At 71.7% G+C, this 17,887-nt stretch carries 17 protein-coding genes and 1 pseudogene; 6 read left to right on the top strand and 12 right to left on the bottom strand.

What is annotated here, in order from left to right:
• Window positions 1-66 precede the first annotated feature (66 nt).
• From guaB to ACIHAR_RS15915, 3 genes are all read right to left on the bottom strand, one after another.
• On the bottom strand, window positions 67-1,575 hold the full coding sequence (gene guaB, locus ACIHAR_RS15925; protein WP_365461902.1) for an IMP dehydrogenase: 1,509 nt from the start codon (window positions 1,573-1,575) through the stop codon (window positions 67-69).
• Window positions 1,576-1,737: 162 nt separating this feature from the next.
• On the bottom strand, window positions 1,738-2,325 hold the full coding sequence (locus tag ACIHAR_RS15920) for a sigma-70 family RNA polymerase sigma factor (RefSeq protein ID WP_365461904.1): 588 nt from the start codon (window positions 2,323-2,325) through the stop codon (window positions 1,738-1,740).
• Window positions 2,326-3,192: 867 nt separating this feature from the next.
• Window positions 3,193-3,804, bottom strand: coding sequence for a response regulator transcription factor (locus tag ACIHAR_RS15915; RefSeq protein ID WP_003948568.1), 612 nt, complete (start codon window positions 3,802-3,804; stop codon window positions 3,193-3,195).
• 379 nt (window positions 3,805-4,183) lie between these two features.
• On the opposite strand from ACIHAR_RS15915, the gene ACIHAR_RS15910 reads away from it, so the two are divergent.
• Window positions 4,184-4,510, top strand: a complete 327-nt coding sequence (locus tag ACIHAR_RS15910; protein WP_365461906.1) for a WhiB family transcriptional regulator — start codon at window positions 4,184-4,186, stop codon at window positions 4,508-4,510.
• Window positions 4,511-4,689: 179 nt separating this feature from the next.
• Here ACIHAR_RS15910 and ACIHAR_RS15905 read toward each other — a convergent pair whose 3' ends face one another.
• Window positions 4,690-5,586: a LysR family transcriptional regulator gene (locus ACIHAR_RS15905; RefSeq protein WP_400019792.1), complete on the bottom strand. Its 897-nt coding sequence runs from the start codon at window positions 5,584-5,586 to the stop codon at window positions 4,690-4,692.
• Between the two features lie 80 nt (window positions 5,587-5,666).
• On the opposite strand from ACIHAR_RS15905, the gene ACIHAR_RS15900 reads away from it, so the two are divergent.
• The 3 genes from ACIHAR_RS15900 to ACIHAR_RS15890 all read left to right on the top strand — a co-directional run bounded on the left by ACIHAR_RS15900 (window position 5,667) and on the right by ACIHAR_RS15890 (window position 7,978).
• Window positions 5,667-6,335, top strand: coding sequence for an MOSC domain-containing protein (locus tag ACIHAR_RS15900; RefSeq protein ID WP_365469885.1), 669 nt, complete (start codon window positions 5,667-5,669; stop codon window positions 6,333-6,335).
• Window positions 6,336-6,433: 98 nt separating this feature from the next.
• The gene (locus ACIHAR_RS15895; protein WP_365469888.1) at window positions 6,434-7,207 is read left to right on the top strand and encodes an SDR family oxidoreductase; all 774 of its coding nucleotides are present in this window, start codon (window positions 6,434-6,436) and stop codon (window positions 7,205-7,207) included.
• 81 nt (window positions 7,208-7,288) lie between these two features.
• Entirely contained in the window at window positions 7,289-7,978 is a 690-nt protein-coding gene (locus tag ACIHAR_RS15890; protein ID WP_388756510.1) for an ester cyclase, read from the top strand.
• A gap of 135 nt (window positions 7,979-8,113) precedes the next feature.
• Here ACIHAR_RS15890 and groL read toward each other — a convergent pair whose 3' ends face one another.
• The 4 genes from groL to ACIHAR_RS15870 all read right to left on the bottom strand — a co-directional run bounded on the left by groL (window position 8,114) and on the right by ACIHAR_RS15870 (window position 12,281).
• A complete protein-coding gene (gene groL / locus ACIHAR_RS15885; RefSeq protein WP_365469893.1) occupies window positions 8,114-9,739 on the bottom strand; it encodes a chaperonin GroEL in 1,626 nt (541 codons plus the stop codon).
• A 134-nt stretch (window positions 9,740-9,873) separates the two neighbouring features.
• A complete protein-coding gene (gene groES / locus ACIHAR_RS15880) occupies window positions 9,874-10,182 on the bottom strand; it encodes a co-chaperone GroES (protein ID WP_039652762.1) in 309 nt (102 codons plus the stop codon).
• 309 nt (window positions 10,183-10,491) lie between these two features.
• Window positions 10,492-11,352, bottom strand: a complete 861-nt coding sequence (locus ACIHAR_RS15875; RefSeq protein ID WP_400019788.1) for a polysaccharide deacetylase family protein — start codon at window positions 11,350-11,352, stop codon at window positions 10,492-10,494.
• On the bottom strand, window positions 11,349-12,281 hold the full coding sequence (locus ACIHAR_RS15870; RefSeq protein WP_400019785.1) for a polysaccharide deacetylase family protein: 933 nt from the start codon (window positions 12,279-12,281) through the stop codon (window positions 11,349-11,351). The genes ACIHAR_RS15875 and ACIHAR_RS15870 overlap by 4 nt, the downstream gene beginning before the upstream one ends.
• Before the next feature lie 90 nt (window positions 12,282-12,371).
• Between ACIHAR_RS15870 and ACIHAR_RS15865 the strand changes: the two genes are divergently transcribed.
• Complete coding sequence (locus ACIHAR_RS15865; RefSeq protein WP_400019783.1) at window positions 12,372-13,550, top strand: methyltransferase domain-containing protein; 1,179 nt, start codon at window positions 12,372-12,374, stop codon at window positions 13,548-13,550.
• 116 nt (window positions 13,551-13,666) lie between these two features.
• On the opposite strand, the gene ACIHAR_RS15860 is transcribed toward ACIHAR_RS15865, so the two are convergent.
• The 3 genes and pseudogenes from ACIHAR_RS15860 to ACIHAR_RS15850 form a co-directional block, all read right to left on the bottom strand.
• Window positions 13,667-14,974 carry an RNA polymerase sigma factor gene (locus ACIHAR_RS15860; RefSeq protein ID WP_400019781.1) on the bottom strand — a complete coding sequence of 436 codons (1,308 nt, stop codon included), beginning with the start codon at window positions 14,972-14,974 and terminating at the stop codon, window positions 13,667-13,669.
• 40 nt (window positions 14,975-15,014) lie between these two features.
• Window positions 15,015-15,371 (bottom strand): YciI family protein, encoded by a 357-nt coding sequence (locus tag ACIHAR_RS15855; protein ID WP_365469908.1) that lies wholly within the window; start codon window positions 15,369-15,371, stop codon window positions 15,015-15,017.
• A 399-nt stretch (window positions 15,372-15,770) separates the two neighbouring features.
• Window positions 15,771-16,439, bottom strand: a pseudogene (locus tag ACIHAR_RS15850) (MFS transporter); the annotation flags it as partial.
• Between ACIHAR_RS15850 and ACIHAR_RS15845 the strand changes: the two are divergent.
• Window positions 16,429-16,734, top strand: a complete 306-nt coding sequence (locus ACIHAR_RS15845; protein ID WP_400019778.1) for a hypothetical protein — start codon at window positions 16,429-16,431, stop codon at window positions 16,732-16,734. The pseudogene ACIHAR_RS15850 and the gene ACIHAR_RS15845 overlap by 11 nt on opposite strands.
• Here the strand turns inward: ACIHAR_RS15845 and ACIHAR_RS15840 are convergent.
• On the bottom strand, window positions 16,721-17,782 hold the full coding sequence (locus ACIHAR_RS15840) for an LCP family protein (RefSeq protein WP_400019776.1): 1,062 nt from the start codon (window positions 17,780-17,782) through the stop codon (window positions 16,721-16,723). The genes ACIHAR_RS15845 and ACIHAR_RS15840 overlap by 14 nt on opposite strands.
• Window positions 17,783-17,887 lie beyond the last annotated feature (105 nt).

Here is a 17,887-nt window from a genome sequence, read left to right as displayed (position 1 = left end):
GGTACGACGAGGGCGGCGCCGGAGGTTCCGGGGCCGCCCTCGTCGGTCCTCACGCGCGCGTGGGGGTCACTTCTTGGTGCTGTAGTTCGGCGCCTCGACCGTCATCTGGATGTCGTGCGGGTGGCTCTCCTTCAGGCCGGCCGAGGTGATCCGGACGAACCTGCCGTTGGCCTGGAGATCCGGAACGGTGCGGCCGCCGACGTAGAACATCGACTGGCGCAGACCGCCGACCAGCTGGTGGACCACGGAGGACAGCGGGCCGCGGTAGGGCACCTGGCCCTCGATGCCCTCGGGGATCAGCTGCTCGTCGGAGGCGACGCCCTCCTGGAAGTAGCGGTCCTTGGAGAACGACCTGCGGTCGCCGCGGGTCTGCATGGCGCCCAGGGAGCCCATGCCCCGGTACGACTTGAACTGCTTGCCGTTGATGAACAGCAGCTCGCCCGGCGACTCCTCGCAGCCGGCGAGCAGCGAGCCCAGCATCACGGTGTCGGCGCCCGCTACCAGGGCCTTGGCGATGTCGCCGGAGTACTGCAGGCCGCCGTCGCCGATGACCGGGACACCCGCCGCCTTGGCGGCCAGCGCGGCCTCGTAGATGGCGGTGACCTGCGGGACGCCGATGCCGGCGACCACACGGGTCGTGCAGATGGAGCCGGGACCGACGCCGACCTTGATGGCGTCGGCGCCCGCGTCCACGAGGGCCTGGGCGCCGTCGCGGGTGGCGACGTTGCCGCCGATGACGTCGACGCGCGTGTGGTTGGACTTGATCTTGGCGATCATGTCGCCGACCAGGCGGGAGTGGCCGTGCGCGGTGTCGACGACGATGAAGTCGACGCCCGCCTCGATCAGGGCCTGGGCGCGCTCGAAGGCGTCACCCGCCACACCGACCGCGGCGCCGACCAGGAGACGCCCCTCGGCGTCCTTCGCCGCCCGCGGGTACTTCTCTGCCTTGACGAAGTCCTTGACCGTGATCAGGCCCTTGAGGACGCCCTGGTCGTCGACGAGCGGAAGCTTCTCGATCTTGTGCTTGCGCAGCAGCTCCATGGCGTCGGTGCCGGAGATGCCCACCTTGCCGGTGACCAGCGGCATCGGCGTCATGACCTCGCGCACCCGACGCGTGCGGTCGGTCTCGAAGGCCATGTCGCGGTTGGTGACGATGCCGAGCAGCTTCTTGTCGCCGTCGGTCACGGGCACGCCGCTGATGCGGAACTTGGCGCAGATCGCGTCGGCCTCGGCGAGCGTGGCGTCCGGGTGGATGGTGATCGGGTCGGTCACCATGCCGGACTCGGAGCGCTTGACCAGGTCGACCTGGTTGGCCTGGTCCTCGATGGAGAGGTTGCGGTGCAGTACACCCACGCCGCCCTGGCGGGCCATCGCGATCGCCATGCGCGACTCGGTGACCTTGTCCATGGCGGCGGACAGGAGCGGGATGTTGACCCGCACGTTCTTGGAGACGTACGAGGCGGTGTCGATCTCGTCGGGAGCCATGTCCGACGGGCCCGGCAGCAGCAGCACGTCGTCGTAGGTCAGCCCGAGGGTCGCGAATTTGTCGGGCACTCCGTCGACGTTGGCAGTCATGACACCTTCCCCAAATGGCCTTGATCGGTGCGGATGTCCATGCTAACGGGAAGCGCGCCTCCCGAATTCCACGATTCCACGGCCCTGGATGACCGCGAGCTTCGTATGTTCGTACGGAACGGTGAGGGCGCCTGTTCAAGCAAGGCGCCCCTGGCCAGGGGACTACTGCTCGGCGAGCGCCCGCAGCCTGCTCAGCGCGCGGTGCTGGGCCACGCGGACCGCCCCGGGTGACATTCCCAACATCTGGCCCGTCTCCTCCGCCGTGAGACCCACCGCGATGCGCAGCAGGAGCAGCTCGCGCTGGTTCTCCGGCAGGTTGGCCAGCAGTTTCTTCGCCCATTCGGCGTCGCTGCTCAGCAGGGCCCGCTCCTCCGGGCCCAGCGAGTCGTCCGGCCGCTCGGGCATCTCGTCGGACGGGACCGCGGTCGAGCCCGGGTGGCGCATCGCCGCGCGCTGGAGGTCGGCGACCTTGTGGGCGGCGATGGCGAAGACGAAGGCCTCGAAGGGACGGCCCGTGTCCCGGTAGCGCGGGAGGGCGAGGAGGACGGCCACGCAGACCTCCTGCGCGAGGTCCTCCACGAAGTGACGTGCGTCGCCGGGGAGACGCGACAGCCGCGTGCGGCAGTAGCGCAGCGCGAGCGGGTGGACGTGGGCCAGCAGGTCGTGCGTGGCCTGCTCGTCCCCGTCGACGGCGCGATGCACGAGTGCGCCGATCGCCCCTTGCGGACGCGCCGCCTCGTCTTCGCGCATCGGTCCATGGTGCCTTGCGGCCGTCCGGTCCGCGGCACCACGCCCGTCGTTGTGCACTGAAGCGTTATGAGCAGGTGCGCCGGAACTCATCCCCTGCGCCCTCCCCTTCCGCTCGACCGACTCGTCCCCGAGGAACTCCACACCTCAAGGATGCGGCATCCGCGGCGAAACGAGCAGCGGGCACCTGACGGGGCCCTGGGCCGCCCCCGTCCACCGGCCGGCGGACGGATGGTCGCCGAGGGGTCTCGACCCCGTGCGACCAGGGAGCTTCACCCATGACCCGCTCCCTCCGGCCGAGATCGGCCAGGTCGGCCTGTTTCGAAAGGGCCCGCACCCGGGCCTGCCCGGGCCTGCCCGGGCCTGCCCGGGCCTGCCCGGCGGGCCGGGCGAAGGACCTGGGCGGGTGCGTCGTGTACGACACCCGGTCCATCGCATATCCGCACGCTTCACCGCCCGGGCGGGCCCGCACCGCGGTACCGCTGTGTCACCGCTCGGTGCACCGGCGTCACCGCGCTCGGATCCACCGACGTCGCCGTGTCCACGCTTGGATCACCGACGTCGCCATGTCAGGGCTCGGATCACCGACGGCACCGCTCCCGCGCTCGGTTCTCCGGCGCCGCACCGCTCCCGACAGCACTCCGCGCCCGGGACTCGCCCCGCGGACCTTGCCCCGCGGACCGGACCCGGATCGGACCGGGGAGACGGAGCGCGCCCACCGCATCGCCCCCGCCCGCCCTGCATCCGTCCGCATTCTCAGCGGAGCAGGCCCGAACGAGGGGTGGCACGGTCGCCCCGCTCGCCTCACCGATGTGGGGCGTGCCCCCGAGAGGGCCGGGCCGACAGGGGGCCGTGCCTGACGGGTCCGCGTCAGCGGACGAGCCCCCAGCGGAAGCCGAGCGCCACGGCGTGCGCCCGGTCGGAGGCGCCGAGCTTCTTGAACAGCCGGCGGGCGTGGGTCTTGACGGTGTCCTCGGAGAGGAACAGCTCGCGACCGATCTCGGCGTTGGAACGGCCGTGGCTCATGCCCTCCAGGACCTGGATCTCACGCGCCGTGAGCGTCGGCGCGGCGCCCATCTCGGCGGAGCGCAGCCGACGCGGGGCGAGCCGCCAGGTCGGGTCGGCGAGGGCCTGGGTGACGGTCGCGCGCAGTTCGGCGCGTGAGGCGTCCTTGTGCAGGTAACCGCGGGCCCCGGCGGCGACCGCGAGGGCGACGCCGTCGAGGTCCTCGGCGACGGTCAGCATGATGATGCGCGCGCCGGGGTCGGCGGACAGCAGCCGCCGGACGGTCTCGACGCCTCCCAGTCCGGGCATGCGCACATCCATCAGAATCAGGTCCGAGCGGTCGGCGCCCCAGCGGCGGAGGACTTCCTCGCCGTTGGCAGCCGTCGTCACGCGCTCGACGCCGGGCACGGTCGCGACCGCGCGGCGGAGCGCCTCTCGGGCAAGCGGGGAGTCGTCGCAGACGAGGACGGAAGTCATGGCCGCCCTCCGCAGCTGATGCGCGTCACCTTGTGCCTCCAGGCTGGTACGAATCGTCACCTGTGCGGTCGACCGTCTCGGACGCCTGCCCGAGCGTTTGTGTTTTCAACCGCCTCCGCACTCTCAACGATGGTCACTCGAAAGAGTTACGGGGCTACATGCAGTCTTCGGCACTCTACGTGAGGGGGCGGACACGGTGGAGACAGCCACACGGACCCTCAAGCTTTCATCACAACCGATGCCCCGATTAGCCCCATTTCTTCCCATTCACTGGTGTCTGAGGCTAGATTCGCAATGAGTCATATTTTCATCTCCTTAGATCGTAGTTGTACGGTCGTGGGCACCGTATCCGCTCAGCACGGCTACAAGGGGTCACGCAATGGCAGATTTCTCTCGCCTTCCCGGACCGAACGCGGACCTGTGGGACTGGCAGCTCCTGGCTGCCTGCCGCGGGGTGGACAGTTCGCTCTTCTTCCACCCGGAGGGTGAGCGCGGGGCGGCGCGGAGCGCTCGCGAGAACTCGGCCAAGGAGGTCTGCATGAGGTGCCCGGTCCGCGCGCAGTGCGCGGCGCACGCCCTGGCGGTCAGAGAGCCGTACGGCGTGTGGGGCGGGCTGACCGAGGACGAGCGCGAAGAGCTCATGGGCCGAGCGCGGCATCGCCTGGTAACGGCGTCGACCAGTGGAGACACCGCGCCGAACGCCTGAAGTAACGTTTCTGCACAACCTTGGGCACGCACGCGCGCGTGCCCTTGAGCCGTTGCGCCCCGGCCGGGCGGCGCCTTTCGAGCCTCCACCGCCGCGCCTCCGCCGCCGCACCCCACTGCTGTGCCCTACCGCCGCACCCCACCGCTGTGCCCCACAGCCGCACCCCGACCGCCGTGCCGCTACCGCGCGGCCGCCCGCCCCAGGTGCTCGAGCGTCGCCGCGACCGCCGGCACCTGGGCCAGGTCGGGCAGCGTCAGCGCGACGATCTCCCTCCGCACCGCCGGCTCCAGCGTCACCGCGCGCGCCCCACGGGGCCGTACGGACTCGATCGCGAGCTGGGGCAGGACGGCGACGCCGAGACCGGCGCCCACCAGGCCGGCGACCGCCGGGTAGTCGTCGGTCGCGAAGTCGATGCGGGGAGTGAAGCCCGCGCCCTCGCACACCTCCACGAGCTGGCCCCGGCAGCGCGGGCAGCCGGCGATCCACGACTCCCGAGCGAGCTCGCCGATGGCGAGGGACTCCGCGCGCGCGAGGCGGTGGCGTTCCGGTACGAGGGCGACCAGCCGGTCCGTCAGCAGCGGGCGCACGACCAGGTCGGCCCACTCCTCGGCGCGCGCCGCGTCCTCGTAGCGGAAAGCGAGGGCGACGTCGCAGTCGCCGGCGCGCAGCCTGTCGACGGACTCGGGCGGCTCGGCCTCCTCGAGGGAGACCCGGGTGCCGGGGTGGGCGGCGCGCAGGGCGGCCAGGGCGGTGGGGACGAGCGTGGAGCTGCCGCTCGGGAAGGAGACGAGGCGGACGCGGCCGGCGCGGAGGCCGGCGATCGCGGCGACCTCCTCCTCGGCGGCGGTGAGCCCCGCGAGGATCCCGGCCGCGTGCCGAACGAGGGCCTCGCCCGCCTGGGTCAGCCGCATCTCGCGGCCGCTGCGCACGAGCAGGGGCGTGCCGACGGACGCCTCCAGGGCCTTCATCTGCTGGCTGACCGCCGGCTGGGTGCAGCCCAGCTCGCGTCCCGCAGCCGAGAAGGAGCCGGTGGTGGCCACGGCGCGCAGCACACGGAGATGACGGGCCTCGATCACCCTTCGAGCATAAGCGATTCTTGGGTACGGCGGAGAATAATGCGTCGACACTTTGACCGTCGGCCTTTACCGTGCTGGTCATGAGGCTTCTGTCTGTGAACGTGGGCCGGGCGAAGAGCGTGCCGTACACGAGCCACCCCGAAGGGATCACCGGCATCGACAAGCGGCCGGTCGAGGGGCCGGTGCGGGTCGCGGCGCCCGGGCCGAAGGGCACGGCGGGCAGTGGTCTCGCCGGGGACGCGGTGTGCAACCTGCGGCACCACGGCGGGAACGACCAGGCGGTGTACGCCGTCGCCCGTGAGGACCTCGACGACTGGGAGCGCGAACTGGGGCGCACGCTGGCCAACGGTGCGTTCGGCGAGAACCTCACCACCATCGGCCTGGACGTCTCCGGCGCACGGATCGGCGAGCGCTGGCGGATCGGCTCGGAGGTGGTGCTGGAGGTGACGGCCGGGCGGATTCCCTGCCTCACCTTCCAGGGTCATGTGGGCGAGAAGGGCTGGGTCAGGCGTTTCACGCGGAAGGCCGCGACGGGCGCGTACCTGCGGGTGATCGTGCCGGGCGAGATCCGTGCGGGGGATGCGGTGGAGATCGTCCACCTTCCGGAGCACGAGGTGACGGCGCGGATGCAGTTCCAGGCGGTCACCACACACCGGGAGCTGCTGCCCCGGCTGCTGGCGGCGGGCGAGGCACTGCACGCGGAGACGCTGGCGCAGGCCCGCGAGTACGTGGCGGAGCAGGGGGGCTGAACCGCTTGCACGGCGGCGGCGCGCGCACGGCTCCTTCACCTTCGGGAGGCGCCGTGCAGAGAGCGGACTCCGTCAGTCCGGGTCACTACCCTTCTGCCATGACAACGGCTCTGATTACGGGTTCGACCGCGGGCATCGGTGCCGCGTTCGCGCGGCGGCTGGCGGCGGACGGGCACGACCTCGTCCTCGTCGCACGGGACACCAAGCGGCTGCGGGAGCAGGCGACCGAGTTGCACGACCGGCACGGCATCGAGGCGGAGGTGCTGACCGCCGACCTGGCCGAGGACCAGGGCATCGAGGGCGTGGCCGCCCGGCTCGGCGACCGCAAGAACCCCGTCGACCTGCTGATCAACAACGCGGGCTTCGGCAACAAGGGCCGCTACCTCGACGTGTCGATGGCCGACGAGCTGAAGATGCTCAAGGTGCACTGCGAGGCGGTGCTGCGGCTGACGTCGGCGGCGACCACGGCGATGCGGGAGCGGGAGCGCGGGGGCGTCGTCAACGTCGCCTCGGTGGCCGCCTTCGTGCCGCGCGGGACGTACGGGGCGTCCAAGGCATGGGTCGTGCAGTTCACGCAGGGGGCCGCGAAGGACCTCGCGGGCAGCGGGGTGCGGCTGATGGCGCTGTGCCCGGGGTTCGTGCGGACGGAGTTCCACGATCGGGCCGGGATGGGGACGGACAACATCCCGAAGTGGATGTGGCTGGACGCCGACAAGCTGGTGGCGGCAGCGCTGCACGATCTGGCGCGCGGGAAGACGGTCTCGGTTCCGGACCCGCGGTACAAGGCGCTGATGGGCGTCGTGAAGGTGGTGCCGAGGGGGATGCTCGGCGGGATCAGTTCCCGGACGGGGCGGAAGTACGGGCCCCAGTAGGGGCCGTGGGCGGGTGGCGTCGGCGCTCCGGTGGGAAAATGGCCGTGACATGACCGGACCCAGGGGGGCCGGAGGCGGTGCATGACATTCGTACAGCTCATCGACTGCAGGACGAGCCGGTTCGACGAGATGAACCGGTTGCTGGATTCATGGGTCGCACAGACCAAGGGGAAGCGCACCGCGACGCACGCGCTGGTCGCCAAGGACCGGTCGGACGCGTCGCACCTCATCGAGATCGTGGAGTTCCCGTCGTACGAGGAGGCGATGCGGAACTCGAACCTCCCGGAGACCGACCGGATCTTCCGGGAGATGGTGGCCCTGTGCGACGAGATGCCCACCTTCACCGACCTGGACGTCGTACGGGACGAGCAGCTCAACCGTGTGGTGGCGCGTGAGTTCTTCGAGGACCTCGGACGGGCCCCCATCGACCGGCTGTTCGAGCGGATCACGGACGACTACGTCGACCACGACCCCGCCAATCCGCAGGACACCGGGCTGCGGGCGGCGCGCGACGAGGTCCTGGGCTGGCGGCGGGCCTTCGACTTCAAGGTGCGGGTGGACGCGCAGGTCGCCGAGGACGACCTGGTCTGCACGCGCTGGACGTGGCAGGGCCGGCACAAGGGCGACTTCCTGGGAATCCCGGCGACCGGTCAGGAGGTCAGCATGACCGGCATGACCTGGCACCGGTTGCGGGGCGGCCAGATCTGCGAGGCGTGGTGGCAGTACGACCGGGCGGGGCTGATGGAGCAGTTGGGGGTACTCGGGCAGTAGCCCGCGAGGTGCAGTGAAGCGGAAGGCCCCGTCCCGCACGGGTGTGCGGGGCGGGGCCCTCTGCGTGTGGCCTACGACCGGCCGGCTCTACGACCGGCCGGCCACGAGCGACCGGCTCGGCTACGAGCGGTGCGCTCAGTGGGCGTGCCCGTGGCCGTGACCCGCGGCGGCCGGCTCCTCCTCTTCCTTCTTCTCGACGACCAGGGTCTCGGTCGTGAGGAGGAGGGAGGCGATGGAGGCGGCGTTCTCCAGGGCGGAGCGGGTGACCTTCACCGGGTCGATGACGCCGGCCTTGACCAGGTCGGTGTACTCGCCGGTGGCGGCGTTGTAGCCGTTGCCCTTCTCGAGCTCGGCGACCTTGGAGACGATGACGTAGCCCTCGAGGCCGGCGTTCTCGGCGATCCAGCGCAGCGGCTCGACGGCGGCGCGGCGGACGACGGAGACACCGGTGGCCTCGTCGCCGGTCTTGTCGAGGTTGCCCTCGAGGACCTTGACGGCGTGGACCAGCGCGGAGCCACCACCGGAGACGATGCCCTCCTCGACCGCGGCGCGGGTCGCGGAGATGGCGTCCTCCAGACGGTGCTTCTTCTCCTTCAGCTCCACCTCGGTGGCGGCGCCGACCTTGATCACGCACACGCCGCCGGCCAGCTTCGCGAGGCGCTCCTGGAGCTTCTCGCGGTCCCAGTCGGAGTCGGTGTTCTCGATCTCGGCCTTGATCTGCGCGACGCGGCCCTGGACGTCCGCGGAGTTGCCGGCGCCGTCGACGATCGTGGTGTCGTCCTTGGTGACGGTGACGCGGCGGGCGGAGCCGAGCACGTCGACGCCGACCTGGTCGAGCTTGAGGCCGACCTCCTCGGAGATGACGGTGGCGCCGGTCAGGGTCGCCATGTCCTGCAGCATCGCCTTGCGGCGGTCACCGAAGCCCGGAGCCTTGACGGCGACCGCGTTGAAGGTGCCGCGGATCTTGTTCACGACGAGGGTGGAGAGGGCCTCGCCCTCGACGTCCTCGGCGATGATCAGCAGCGGCTTGGAGGAGTTGGTCTGGATGACCTTCTCCAGCAGCGGCAGCAGGTCGGCGATGGAGGAGATCTTGCCCTGGTTGATGAGGATGTACGGGTCCTCCAGGACGGCCTCCATGCGCTCCTGGTCCGTCACGAAGTACGGCGACAGGTAGCCCTTGTCGAAGGCCATGCCCTCGGTGAAGTCCAGCTCCAGACCGAAGGTGTTGGACTCCTCGACGGTGATGACACCGTCCTTGCCGACCTTGTCCATCGCCTCGGCGATGAGCTCGCCGACCTGCTGGTCCTGGGCGGACAGCGCGGCGACGGCGGCGATGTCGGACTTCTCGTCGATCGGGCGGGCCGAGGCGAGCAGGTCGTCGGAGACGGCCTTGACCGCGGCGTCGATGCCCTTCTTCAGGGCGGCCGGGGAGGCGCCGGCGGCGACGTTCTTCAGGCCCTCGCGGACCAGGGCCTGGGCCAGGACGGTGGCGGTGGTGGTGCCGTCACCCGCGATGTCGTTGGTCTTGGTCGCCACCTCCTTCACCAGCTGGGCGCCGAGGTTCTCGTACGGGTCCTCGATCTCCACCTCGCGGGCGATCGTGACACCGTCGTTGGTGATGGTGGGGGCACCGAACTTCTTGTCGATGACGACGTTGCGGCCCTTGGGGCCGATCGTCACCTTGACCGTGTCGGCCAGCTTGTTGACGCCGCGCTCGAGGGCGCGACGGGCGTCCTCGTCGAACTTCAGGATCTTCGCCATGACAGCGGGAGCCCTCTCGGAATTCTGTGGGTGAAAAATGCACTGCGCCCCGGGCGCCCGGCTTCTTATGTGGTCGCGGGGGCCAGGGGCGCAGCGTCAAGCAACGAAATGTGCTTCCGGTATGTCCGGGTGACTTACTTCTCGATGATCGCGAGGACGTCGCGAGCCGAGAGGACGAGGTACTCCTCGCCGTTGTACTTCACCTCGGTGCCGCCGTACTTGCTGTACAGGACGACGTCGCCGACCTTGACGTCGAGCGGCAGGCGCTCGCCGTTCTCGAAGCGGCCCGGGCCCACGGCGAGGACGGCGCCCTCCTGGGGCTTCTCCTTCGCGGTGTCCGGGATGACCAGGCCAGAGGCCGTGGTCTGCTCGGCGTCGAGCGGCTGGACCACGATGCGGTCCTCGAGCGGCTTGATGGCAACCTTGGAGCTGGCGGTCGTCACGATCCGACCTCCCCCTTCGGAGATCTCACGGGGTTAACTGTCTGAGGTGGCGACCAGGTCGATCCGTCGTCGCGGGTGCCGGACCTGCCCGTCGCGTTGTTGGCACTCTCCAGTGGGGAGTGCCAGAGCCGAGACTATGACCGCGATTAGCACTCGGTCAAGCGGAGTGCCAATGCCCGCCGCGCGTCGCCGTGAATTCGGTGGCTGTGCGGGTCGTCCACCCGGCGCCGGCGCGGCCGTCGCGGGGGCTGCCGCCCGTCTCCGGAAGGCCCGGCCGGACAGCCCGCGAACGCCCGCGCTCCCGGTGACCTACAGGTAGTCCTCCAGCCGGCCCACCGTCAGACCGTGCTCCTGCACCCGCCGGAGCAGCCTCGTCGTCCGCTCCCTCAGGGTCGGTCCCAGGGACTCGTCCGGGTCGACGGCGATGATGTCGCCCGGGCGAAGGCGGTCGGTGCCGTGGGTGTAGGCGAGGTCCGTGGGGCCCATCGAGACGCGCCAGAGGACGATCGCGGTGATGCCGCAGTCGGCGGCGGCGCGCAGGGTGGTGGTGTCGTACGTGCCGTAGGGCGGGCGGAAGAAGCGGGGGCGCAGGCCGAAGCGGGACTTGAGTTTGTCCTGCTGGCCGCAGATCTCGGCGCGCTGGCCGGCGTAGGGCAGGCCCCTCAGGGCCGCGTGGTCGAGGGTGTGGTTCTGCAGGCTCGCGCCGACGGAGCGGAGCCGGGCGAAGTGGGCGTAGCCGGGGCCGACCACGCTGTCCGTGAGGAACATGCTCACGGGGAGGCGGAGTTCACGGACCATGTCGATGAACCGGGGGTCGCGTTCAGCGCCGTCGTCGTAGGTGAGGAAGACGACCCTGTCGCGGGTGGGGACGTGGTCGACGACGGGCGGGAGGTCCGCGTCCGCGGGGCTGCGGAACAGCGGTCTCGAGGGGTGGGCGGGCGCGGGGGCCAGGGGGGCCGTCAGGCCCCAGCGGCGATGGAGGTCCTCCCGTTCCGGCGGAGCCGGAGGCGGGGAAGGCCGTCGGGCGTCCGAGCCGTGCGGTCGTACCCGCTCCGGCGCCTTCTCGCCCGGTTCACCCATGTCGACGGACCGGGCGCAACCGGTCAGTGCCGTCAGCACGGTCAGCAGTGCGGTCGCCGCCGCCACGGCCACCGGCCCCCGCGTTCTCACAGGTAGTCCTCCAGGCGTGCCACCGCGTATCCCTTCTCCGTGACCTTGTTCAGGAACCGGCGGATCATGTCGGGCATCGAGCCCTTCCAGTCCTCCCGGCCGCGGAAGTGGCTCAGGACGATGTCGCCGGGGTGGAGGTCGCGGTCCCACTCGCGGTACTCCCAGCGGTCGACGAAGACCTCCTCGTTCCACAGTGGCGCGTACTTCACCCCGCAGGCCTTCGCGGCACGCAGGGTGTCGCGGTTGTAGGTGCCGAACGGCGGACGAAAGAGGGTGGGCCGCTTGCCGTAGCGCTCCTCGATCACGTCCTGCATGCCGCAGATCTCGTGCTTCTGGCGCTTGTAGGACAGGCCCGGCAGATAGGGGTGATGGAGGGTGTGGTTGTTCAGGCCCACCCCCGCGTCCTGCATCTTCTCGAAGTAGTCGTAGTTCTCCTTGACGAGGTAGTCGCTGAGGAAGGCGGTGTACGGGACGCGCAGCTCGGTCATCATGCGCAGGAACGCCGGGTCCTTCTCGGCGCCGTCGTCGATGGTGAGGAAGACGACCTTGTCCTTGGTGGGGACGGTGGTGAAGACGGGGGGCAGGCCCAGTTCCTCGTGCCCGTCGACCTCGAAGCCGTCGCGGGTGGTGATGCGCGGTTTCTTCTCGGGGGGTGCGGGGGCCACCAGCGGGACCTTCTTCAGACCCCAGCGTTTCGCCGCCGCGACCCGGGTCGCGTGGTCGGCGCGCAGCTCGTCCGCGTACTTGTCCAGGGCGCGCTCCGGTGGGGCCTGTCCTGGCTGCTGGCCGGCGGCGGGACGGCTTCCGGCGGGTCCTCCGCCGCCCTGTGCACAGCCGGAGGCGATGGCGGTCAGCGCGAGGACGGCGATTCCGCCCCGGATCCTTGCCCGACGGGCGACCTTTTTATCGTTTTGTACGACTGATCCCATGGCGCCGGATCCTCGCAGCACGCCTCCTCGGACCCGGCCCGACACCGCGGCCGGAGGCGCACCATCCACCGAGTGGCCCACAATGAGCCGGTGAACGACCTCGCTCCCCTCCTCACCCCCGAGGGCCGCGCCCTCCTCGACGCCGTCCGCGGCACCGCACCGGCCGACGAACTCGCCGTCGCCACCCGGCTGCGCCGCGAGCACCCCGCCGACCTCGTCTCCGCCGCACTCGGGCAGGCCCGGCTGCGGCAGCGGGCGGCGGCGAAGTTCGGGGCCGAGGACGCGGAGCGGATGTTCTTCACGCCGAACGGGGTCGAGCAGTCGACCCGGGCCAGCGTGGCGGCCTATCGGGCCGAGTGCTTCCGGGCTATGGGCATCCGCTCCGTCGCGGACCTGTGCTGCGGGATCGGCGGGGACGCCCTGGCGTTCGCCCGCGCCGGGATCCGAGTGCTGGCCGTCGACCGGGATCCGCTGACCTGCGAGGCGGCCCGCGCGAACGCCGCCGCGCTCGGCCTCGCCGACCTGATCGAGGTGCGCGAGGCGGATGTGACGGAGGTCGACACGTCCCCGTACGACGCCGTCTTCGTCGACCCCGCCCGGCGTTCCGGCGCGCGCGGCCGGATCTTCGACCCCGAGGCCTACTCCCCTCCGCTGTCCTGGGCCGTCTCCGCCGCGCTCCGGGCCCCGCTCGCCGCCCTCAAGATCGCGCCCGGTATCCCGCACGAGGCGATCCCCGCCGAGGCCGAGGCCGAATGGATCTCGGACGGAGGGGACGTGAAGGAGGCCGTGCTGTGGTTCGGCGGGGGCAGGACACCCGGGGCACGGCGGGCGATGCTGCTGCCCGCGGAAGCCGGCCTGTGGGCCTCGCCCGACACCATGCTGCCCGATCCCCGGGTCCGCCCCGTGGGACGGTACCTGTACGAGCCCGACGGCGCCGTCATTCGCGCCCATCTGGTCGCCGAGGTGGCCGAGGACCTGGAAGGCGGGCTGATCGACCCGACCATCGCCTACGTCACCGCCGACGAGCGGCACGTCACCCCGTACGCCTCCGCCTACGAGATCACCGACCAGCTCCCCTTCAACGTCAAGAAGCTCAAGGCGCTGCTCAGGGAGCGGGAGGTGGGGATCCTGACCGTGAAGAAGCGGGGGTCGGCCGTCGAGCCGGAGGAACTGCGCAAGAAGGTCAAGCCGCAGGGGCCGAACGCGGCGACGGTGTTCCTGACACGGGTGGCGGGGGCGCCGACCATGCTGATCGGTCACCCCGCCTGACCGGTCGCCCTCCCGGTCCGTCACCCGCCCGGTCCGTCAGGCGCTCCCGCGGTCCACCGCCCGCTCCGTCAGGCGTCCCCTCGGTCACCCGCCCGGTCCGTCACCCGCCCGCTCCGTCAGGCGTCCCCTCGGTCACCCGCCTGTTCCGCCCTGCGCAGCAGCAGCTCCCGTTCCCGCTCGTTGGCGGTCAGGGCCGCCGCCCGTGCGAACTCCGTCCGCGCCTCCGCCGTACGGCCCAGGCGCAGCAGCAGGTCGCCGCGGACGCTGGGCAGCAGGTGGTAGTCGCGCAGGGCGGGTTCGTCGGCGAGGGCGTCGACGATCTCCAGGGCCGGGGCCGGACCCTCCGCCATGGACACGGCCACCGCGCGGTTGAGCTCCACGACCGCGGACCGGGTGCGGGCCACCAGGAGGCCGTAGAGGGTGGCGATGGTCGGCCAGTCGGTCTCCTCGTAGGTGTACGCGTGCGCGTGGCAGGCGGCGATGGCGGCCTGGAGGGCGTACGGGCCGGGGGCGCCCGTGGCGGTGGCCCCGGCGCGGGAGAGAGCGGCGACGCCCCGGGCGATGAGCATGCGGTTCCAGCGGCGGCGGTTCTGGTCCTGGAGGAGGACGGGCACGCCGTCGGGGTCGGTGCGGGCGGACGTGCGGGACGCCTGGAACTCCAGCAGCGCCGCCAGGCCGTGCACTTCGGGCTCCTTGGGCATCAGCGCCGCGAGCTGCCGGGCCAGCCGCAGGGCGTCCTCGCACAGGGCGGGGCGCAGCAGGTCGTCGCCTGCCGTGGCCGCGTACCCCTCGTTGAAGATCAGGTAGATGACGTCGAGGACCGAGCCGAGCCGGGCCTCGCGGTCGGGTCCGTACGGCACCTCGAAGGCGATGTTCCTCGTGGCGAGTGTGCGCTTGGCGCGGACGATGCGCTGCGCGACCGTCGGTTCCGGCACCAGGAAGGCGCGGGCGATCTCGGCCGTGGTCAGACCGCCGAGCAGGCGCAGGGTGAGGGCGATGCGGGCCTCGGCGGACAGCACCGGGTGGCAGGCGGTGAAGACGAGGCGGAGCAGGTCGTCGTCGATGTCGTCGGGGTCGTAGGAGGCGGTGGGCTCCGGCGGGGGCGCCGCCGTCTCCAGGTCGCGGCCGATCTCGGCGAGCTTGCGGGCGTACGTCTCCCGGCGCCGGACCAGGTCGACGGCGCGGTGCTTGGCGGTGGCGGTGAGCCAGGCGCCGGGGTTGTCCGGCACCCCGTCGTGCGGCCACCGCTCCAGGGCGGCGACCAGGGCGTCCTGCGCCAGTTCCTCGGCGAGGCCGACGTCCCGGACGACGCGGGCCACGGCGGCGATGACACGCGGGGACTCGAGGCGGAAGACGGTTTCGATGGCGGCGCGCGGGTCGTCGCGGGGAGGCACCCGGGCGCCGGTGGTGGGCTGTTGTTCCACAGCCCACCATCGAACACCCACGTTGCCGGGGAAAGGAACCTCAGCCTTCCTCGATCTCCCGGATCTCCAGGGTCAGGGTCCACTCGTCGCCGTGCACCTTCAGGAACCGCTTGCCCCACTCGAGCGCCTCGGCCCTGTCCTTGCACTGCATGATCGCGTAGCCGCCGATGACCTCCTTGGTCTCGGTGAAGGGCCCGTCGGTGGAGGAGATCTCGCCGCCCTTCAGGTGCAGGCGGACGCCCTGGGCCGTCGGCAGGAGCCCCGCGGTGTCGAGCATGACGCCGGCCTTGGTGATCTCCTCGATCAGCTCGCCCATCCGCTGCATCAGCTCGGGGCTCGGCCCGCCGGTGGGGACGTCGGTCTCGTCGATCCGGACGAGCGACAGGTAACGGGGCATGGTGACTCCTCGCGTCGTGGACCGGGCTGCTCCCGGCCTCTCACCCTTACGTCGAACGGGGCCCGGCCGGATCGACACGCTCGCCGGAATTCCTCTGCACTTTTTTCCCGGCGTGTCTGCCGGCCGTCGTCTCCGCAGGTCACGAGGTGTTTCCGCCCGGTTCGGGGCCGGGTCCGGAGCCGCCGGACGTCGGCGCCCGCCGTACAGCGCCCCGGCCGCCAGCGCGCCCGCCGCGAGCAGCGCCGCCGAGACCCAGTAGGCCACCGCGTACCCGTCGGCCAGCCCCTGCCGCCCGCCCGCGCCGTCGTGCGCGGCCGCGACCGTCACCCGCACGCCCAGGCCGACCGCCCCGCCGACCTGGCGCGGGCTGGTGAGCAGGCCCGAGGCCATGCCGGTCTCCTCCGGGGCGACCCCGTCCGTGGCCGCCGTCCCCAGCGGGACGAAGCACATGCCGATGCCGACGGCGGCGACCGCCGACGGCAGCAGCACGGAGAGCAGGAAGCCGCCGCCCACGGCCACCGTCGCCCCGAACAGCGCGATGCCCACGGCCCCGAGCAGCCCGCCCACCAGGAGCAGCGTGCCGGCGCCGAGCCGGGCCATCGCCCGCGTCGCGATCACGGTCCCGGCCACCACGCCCGCGCAGAACGGCAGGAACGCGCTCCCGGCGGCCGTCGGGCCGTAGCCGAGGACCTGCTGGAGGTACAGCGACGTGAAGTAGAACGCGGCGAACTGGCCCGCCGACATCAGCAGCGCGAAGACGTTCGCCGCGAGCACCGGCCCCCGGGCCAGCAGTCCCAGCCGCAGCAGCGGCTGCCGTACCCGGGTCTCGGTCACCGCGAACGCGGCCAGCAGGACCGCCCCGGCGGCGAGGACGCCTGTCGACTGCCAGGCCGTCCAGCCGTCCGTCTCCGTGCGGACCAGCCCGAGCACGAGAAGGGCCGTCCCCGCGGTGACGAGCAGGGCGCCGGCGATGTCGAGGCGGGGGCCACGGGCGCGTTCGGTGTCGGCCGGGACGGCGGGCCGGGCGAGGGCCAGCGCGGCGGCCACCACCGGCACGTTGACCAGCATCACGGAGCCACGAGCTGCTGATGCTCACGCTGGCGGGCATGGCGGCGACCGTGCCGCGTCCGGAGCTGCCCGAGGACCCGCGCGACCGCATCAGCGCGCCGAGGCCCGCCGCGCCGCCGACCCCGGCCGCAAGCCGTTCTTCCCGTCGCTCCTCACACCGGACGACGCCGGTGAACTCCCCCGCCTGGCCTCCCTGTCGGACCGGTGGGAGGAGGTGACGGCCGGCTACGACGTGGCCGCGCAGCTGGAGGCGGTGGTGGACGGGCTGCTCGCCCGTCGGGTCACCCCTGGTTGAGCGACTCCCACAGGTCGCCGGCGGCCGGTTCCCGGGCCACCACCCGGTTGGGGTCCGACGGGGCCGTCACCACCGGCATGGTCACGGTCGTGACGTTCTCGGCCGACAGGCCCCTCAGGCTCTGGCCGAGTTCCATGAGTTCGGCGAGGGAGTCCAGGCCGGTGTCGGTGGTGAGGCTGCCGGTGATCGCGTCGGCGACCTGGTAGAGGCGGGTGGGGCCGGCCAGCAGGTCGGTGGAGGAGATCTGTTCCAGCAGGGCCTTCACCAGGGTCTGCTGGAGGCCTATGCGGCCGAGGTCGCTGCCGTCGCCGACGCCGTGCCGGGTGCGGGCCAGGGCGAGGGCCCGGGTGCCGTCGAGGTGGTGGGTGCCGGCCGCGAGGCGCAGACGGCTGTCCTCGTCGTCGATGTCCTGCGCGGTGGTGACGGTGACCCCGCCGAGCGCGTCCACGAGCTTCGCGAACCCCGAGAAGTCGACCTCGACGAAATGGTCCATGCGGACGTTCGTCATCGACTCGACGGTCTTCACCGCGCAGACCGGACCACCCACGGCGTAGGCGGTGTTGAACATCGCGCCGTACGCCACCGCCGTCGAACCGCCCGAGGGCAGCGGGCAGGAGGGGCGGGTGACGAGGGTGTCGCGCGGGATGCTGACGACGGTGGCGCCGGTGCGGCCGGCGTCGATGTGCACCACCATCGCGGTGTCGGAGCGGGCGCCGGTGCTGTCGCCGCCGCCGAGCTCCTGGTTCTCCGTGCCGCTGCGCGAGTCCGAGCCGAGGACCAGGATGTTGACGGCCTCCGTGGGCAGCGGGGTGGCGGAGGCCGTGCCGGACGGGGACGGAGTGGTCACGGCGCGCGCCGGACGGTTGTCGCCGAGAGCGTTGTCGATGTCGACGCTCGTGATGTTGTCGTTCAGGTGCCGGTAGGCCCAGCCCGCCGCCCCGGCGCCCACCACGAGGGTGCCCGCCAGGACGAGGCCGACGGCCTTGAGCGCTCTCGACCGCCGGCCCCGCTGCCCGTCCCCGTGCCCGTTCGCGTCGTGTCCCGTCACAGGAAGAACGTAAGTCCGAATTATGAGCGGGTTGTTAGGAAGCCGTCCCCGATCCCGGATTCTTCGGAAAATCTCACGAACCGCGTCCGGCCCGGGGCTCCACGT

The sequence above is a fragment of the Streptomyces sp. NPDC052016 genome (assembly GCF_044548445.1).
Taxonomy (GTDB): domain Bacteria; phylum Actinomycetota; class Actinomycetes; order Streptomycetales; family Streptomycetaceae; genus Streptomyces.
The sequence above is the reverse complement of the archived record's forward strand: the minus strand, read 5'-3'. Positions and strand labels throughout refer to the sequence as shown.

Excerpts from the sequence above, each read along its gene's own strand:
- guaB (WP_365461902.1), bottom strand. The coding sequence starts at position 1,575 with ATGACTGCCAACGTCGACGGAGTGCCCGACAAATTCGCGACCCTCGGG.
- ACIHAR_RS15920 (WP_365461904.1), bottom strand. The coding sequence starts at position 2,325 with ATGCGCGAAGACGAGGCGGCGCGTCCGCAAGGGGCGATCGGCGCACTC.
- ACIHAR_RS15915 (WP_003948568.1), bottom strand. The coding sequence starts at position 3,804 with ATGACTTCCGTCCTCGTCTGCGACGACTCCCCGCTTGCCCGAGAGGCG.
- ACIHAR_RS15910 (WP_365461906.1), top strand. The coding sequence starts at position 4,184 with ATGGCAGATTTCTCTCGCCTTCCCGGACCGAACGCGGACCTGTGGGAC.
- ACIHAR_RS15900 (WP_365469885.1), top strand. The coding sequence starts at position 5,667 with ATGAGGCTTCTGTCTGTGAACGTGGGCCGGGCGAAGAGCGTGCCGTAC.
- ACIHAR_RS15895 (WP_365469888.1), top strand. The coding sequence starts at position 6,434 with ATGACAACGGCTCTGATTACGGGTTCGACCGCGGGCATCGGTGCCGCG.
- ACIHAR_RS15890 (WP_388756510.1), top strand. The coding sequence starts at position 7,289 with ATGACATTCGTACAGCTCATCGACTGCAGGACGAGCCGGTTCGACGAG.
- groL (WP_365469893.1), bottom strand. The coding sequence starts at position 9,739 with ATGGCGAAGATCCTGAAGTTCGACGAGGACGCCCGTCGCGCCCTCGAG.
- ACIHAR_RS15870 (WP_400019785.1), bottom strand. The coding sequence starts at position 12,281 with ATGGGATCAGTCGTACAAAACGATAAAAAGGTCGCCCGTCGGGCAAGG.
- ACIHAR_RS15855 (WP_365469908.1), bottom strand. The coding sequence starts at position 15,371 with ATGCCCCGTTACCTGTCGCTCGTCCGGATCGACGAGACCGACGTCCCC.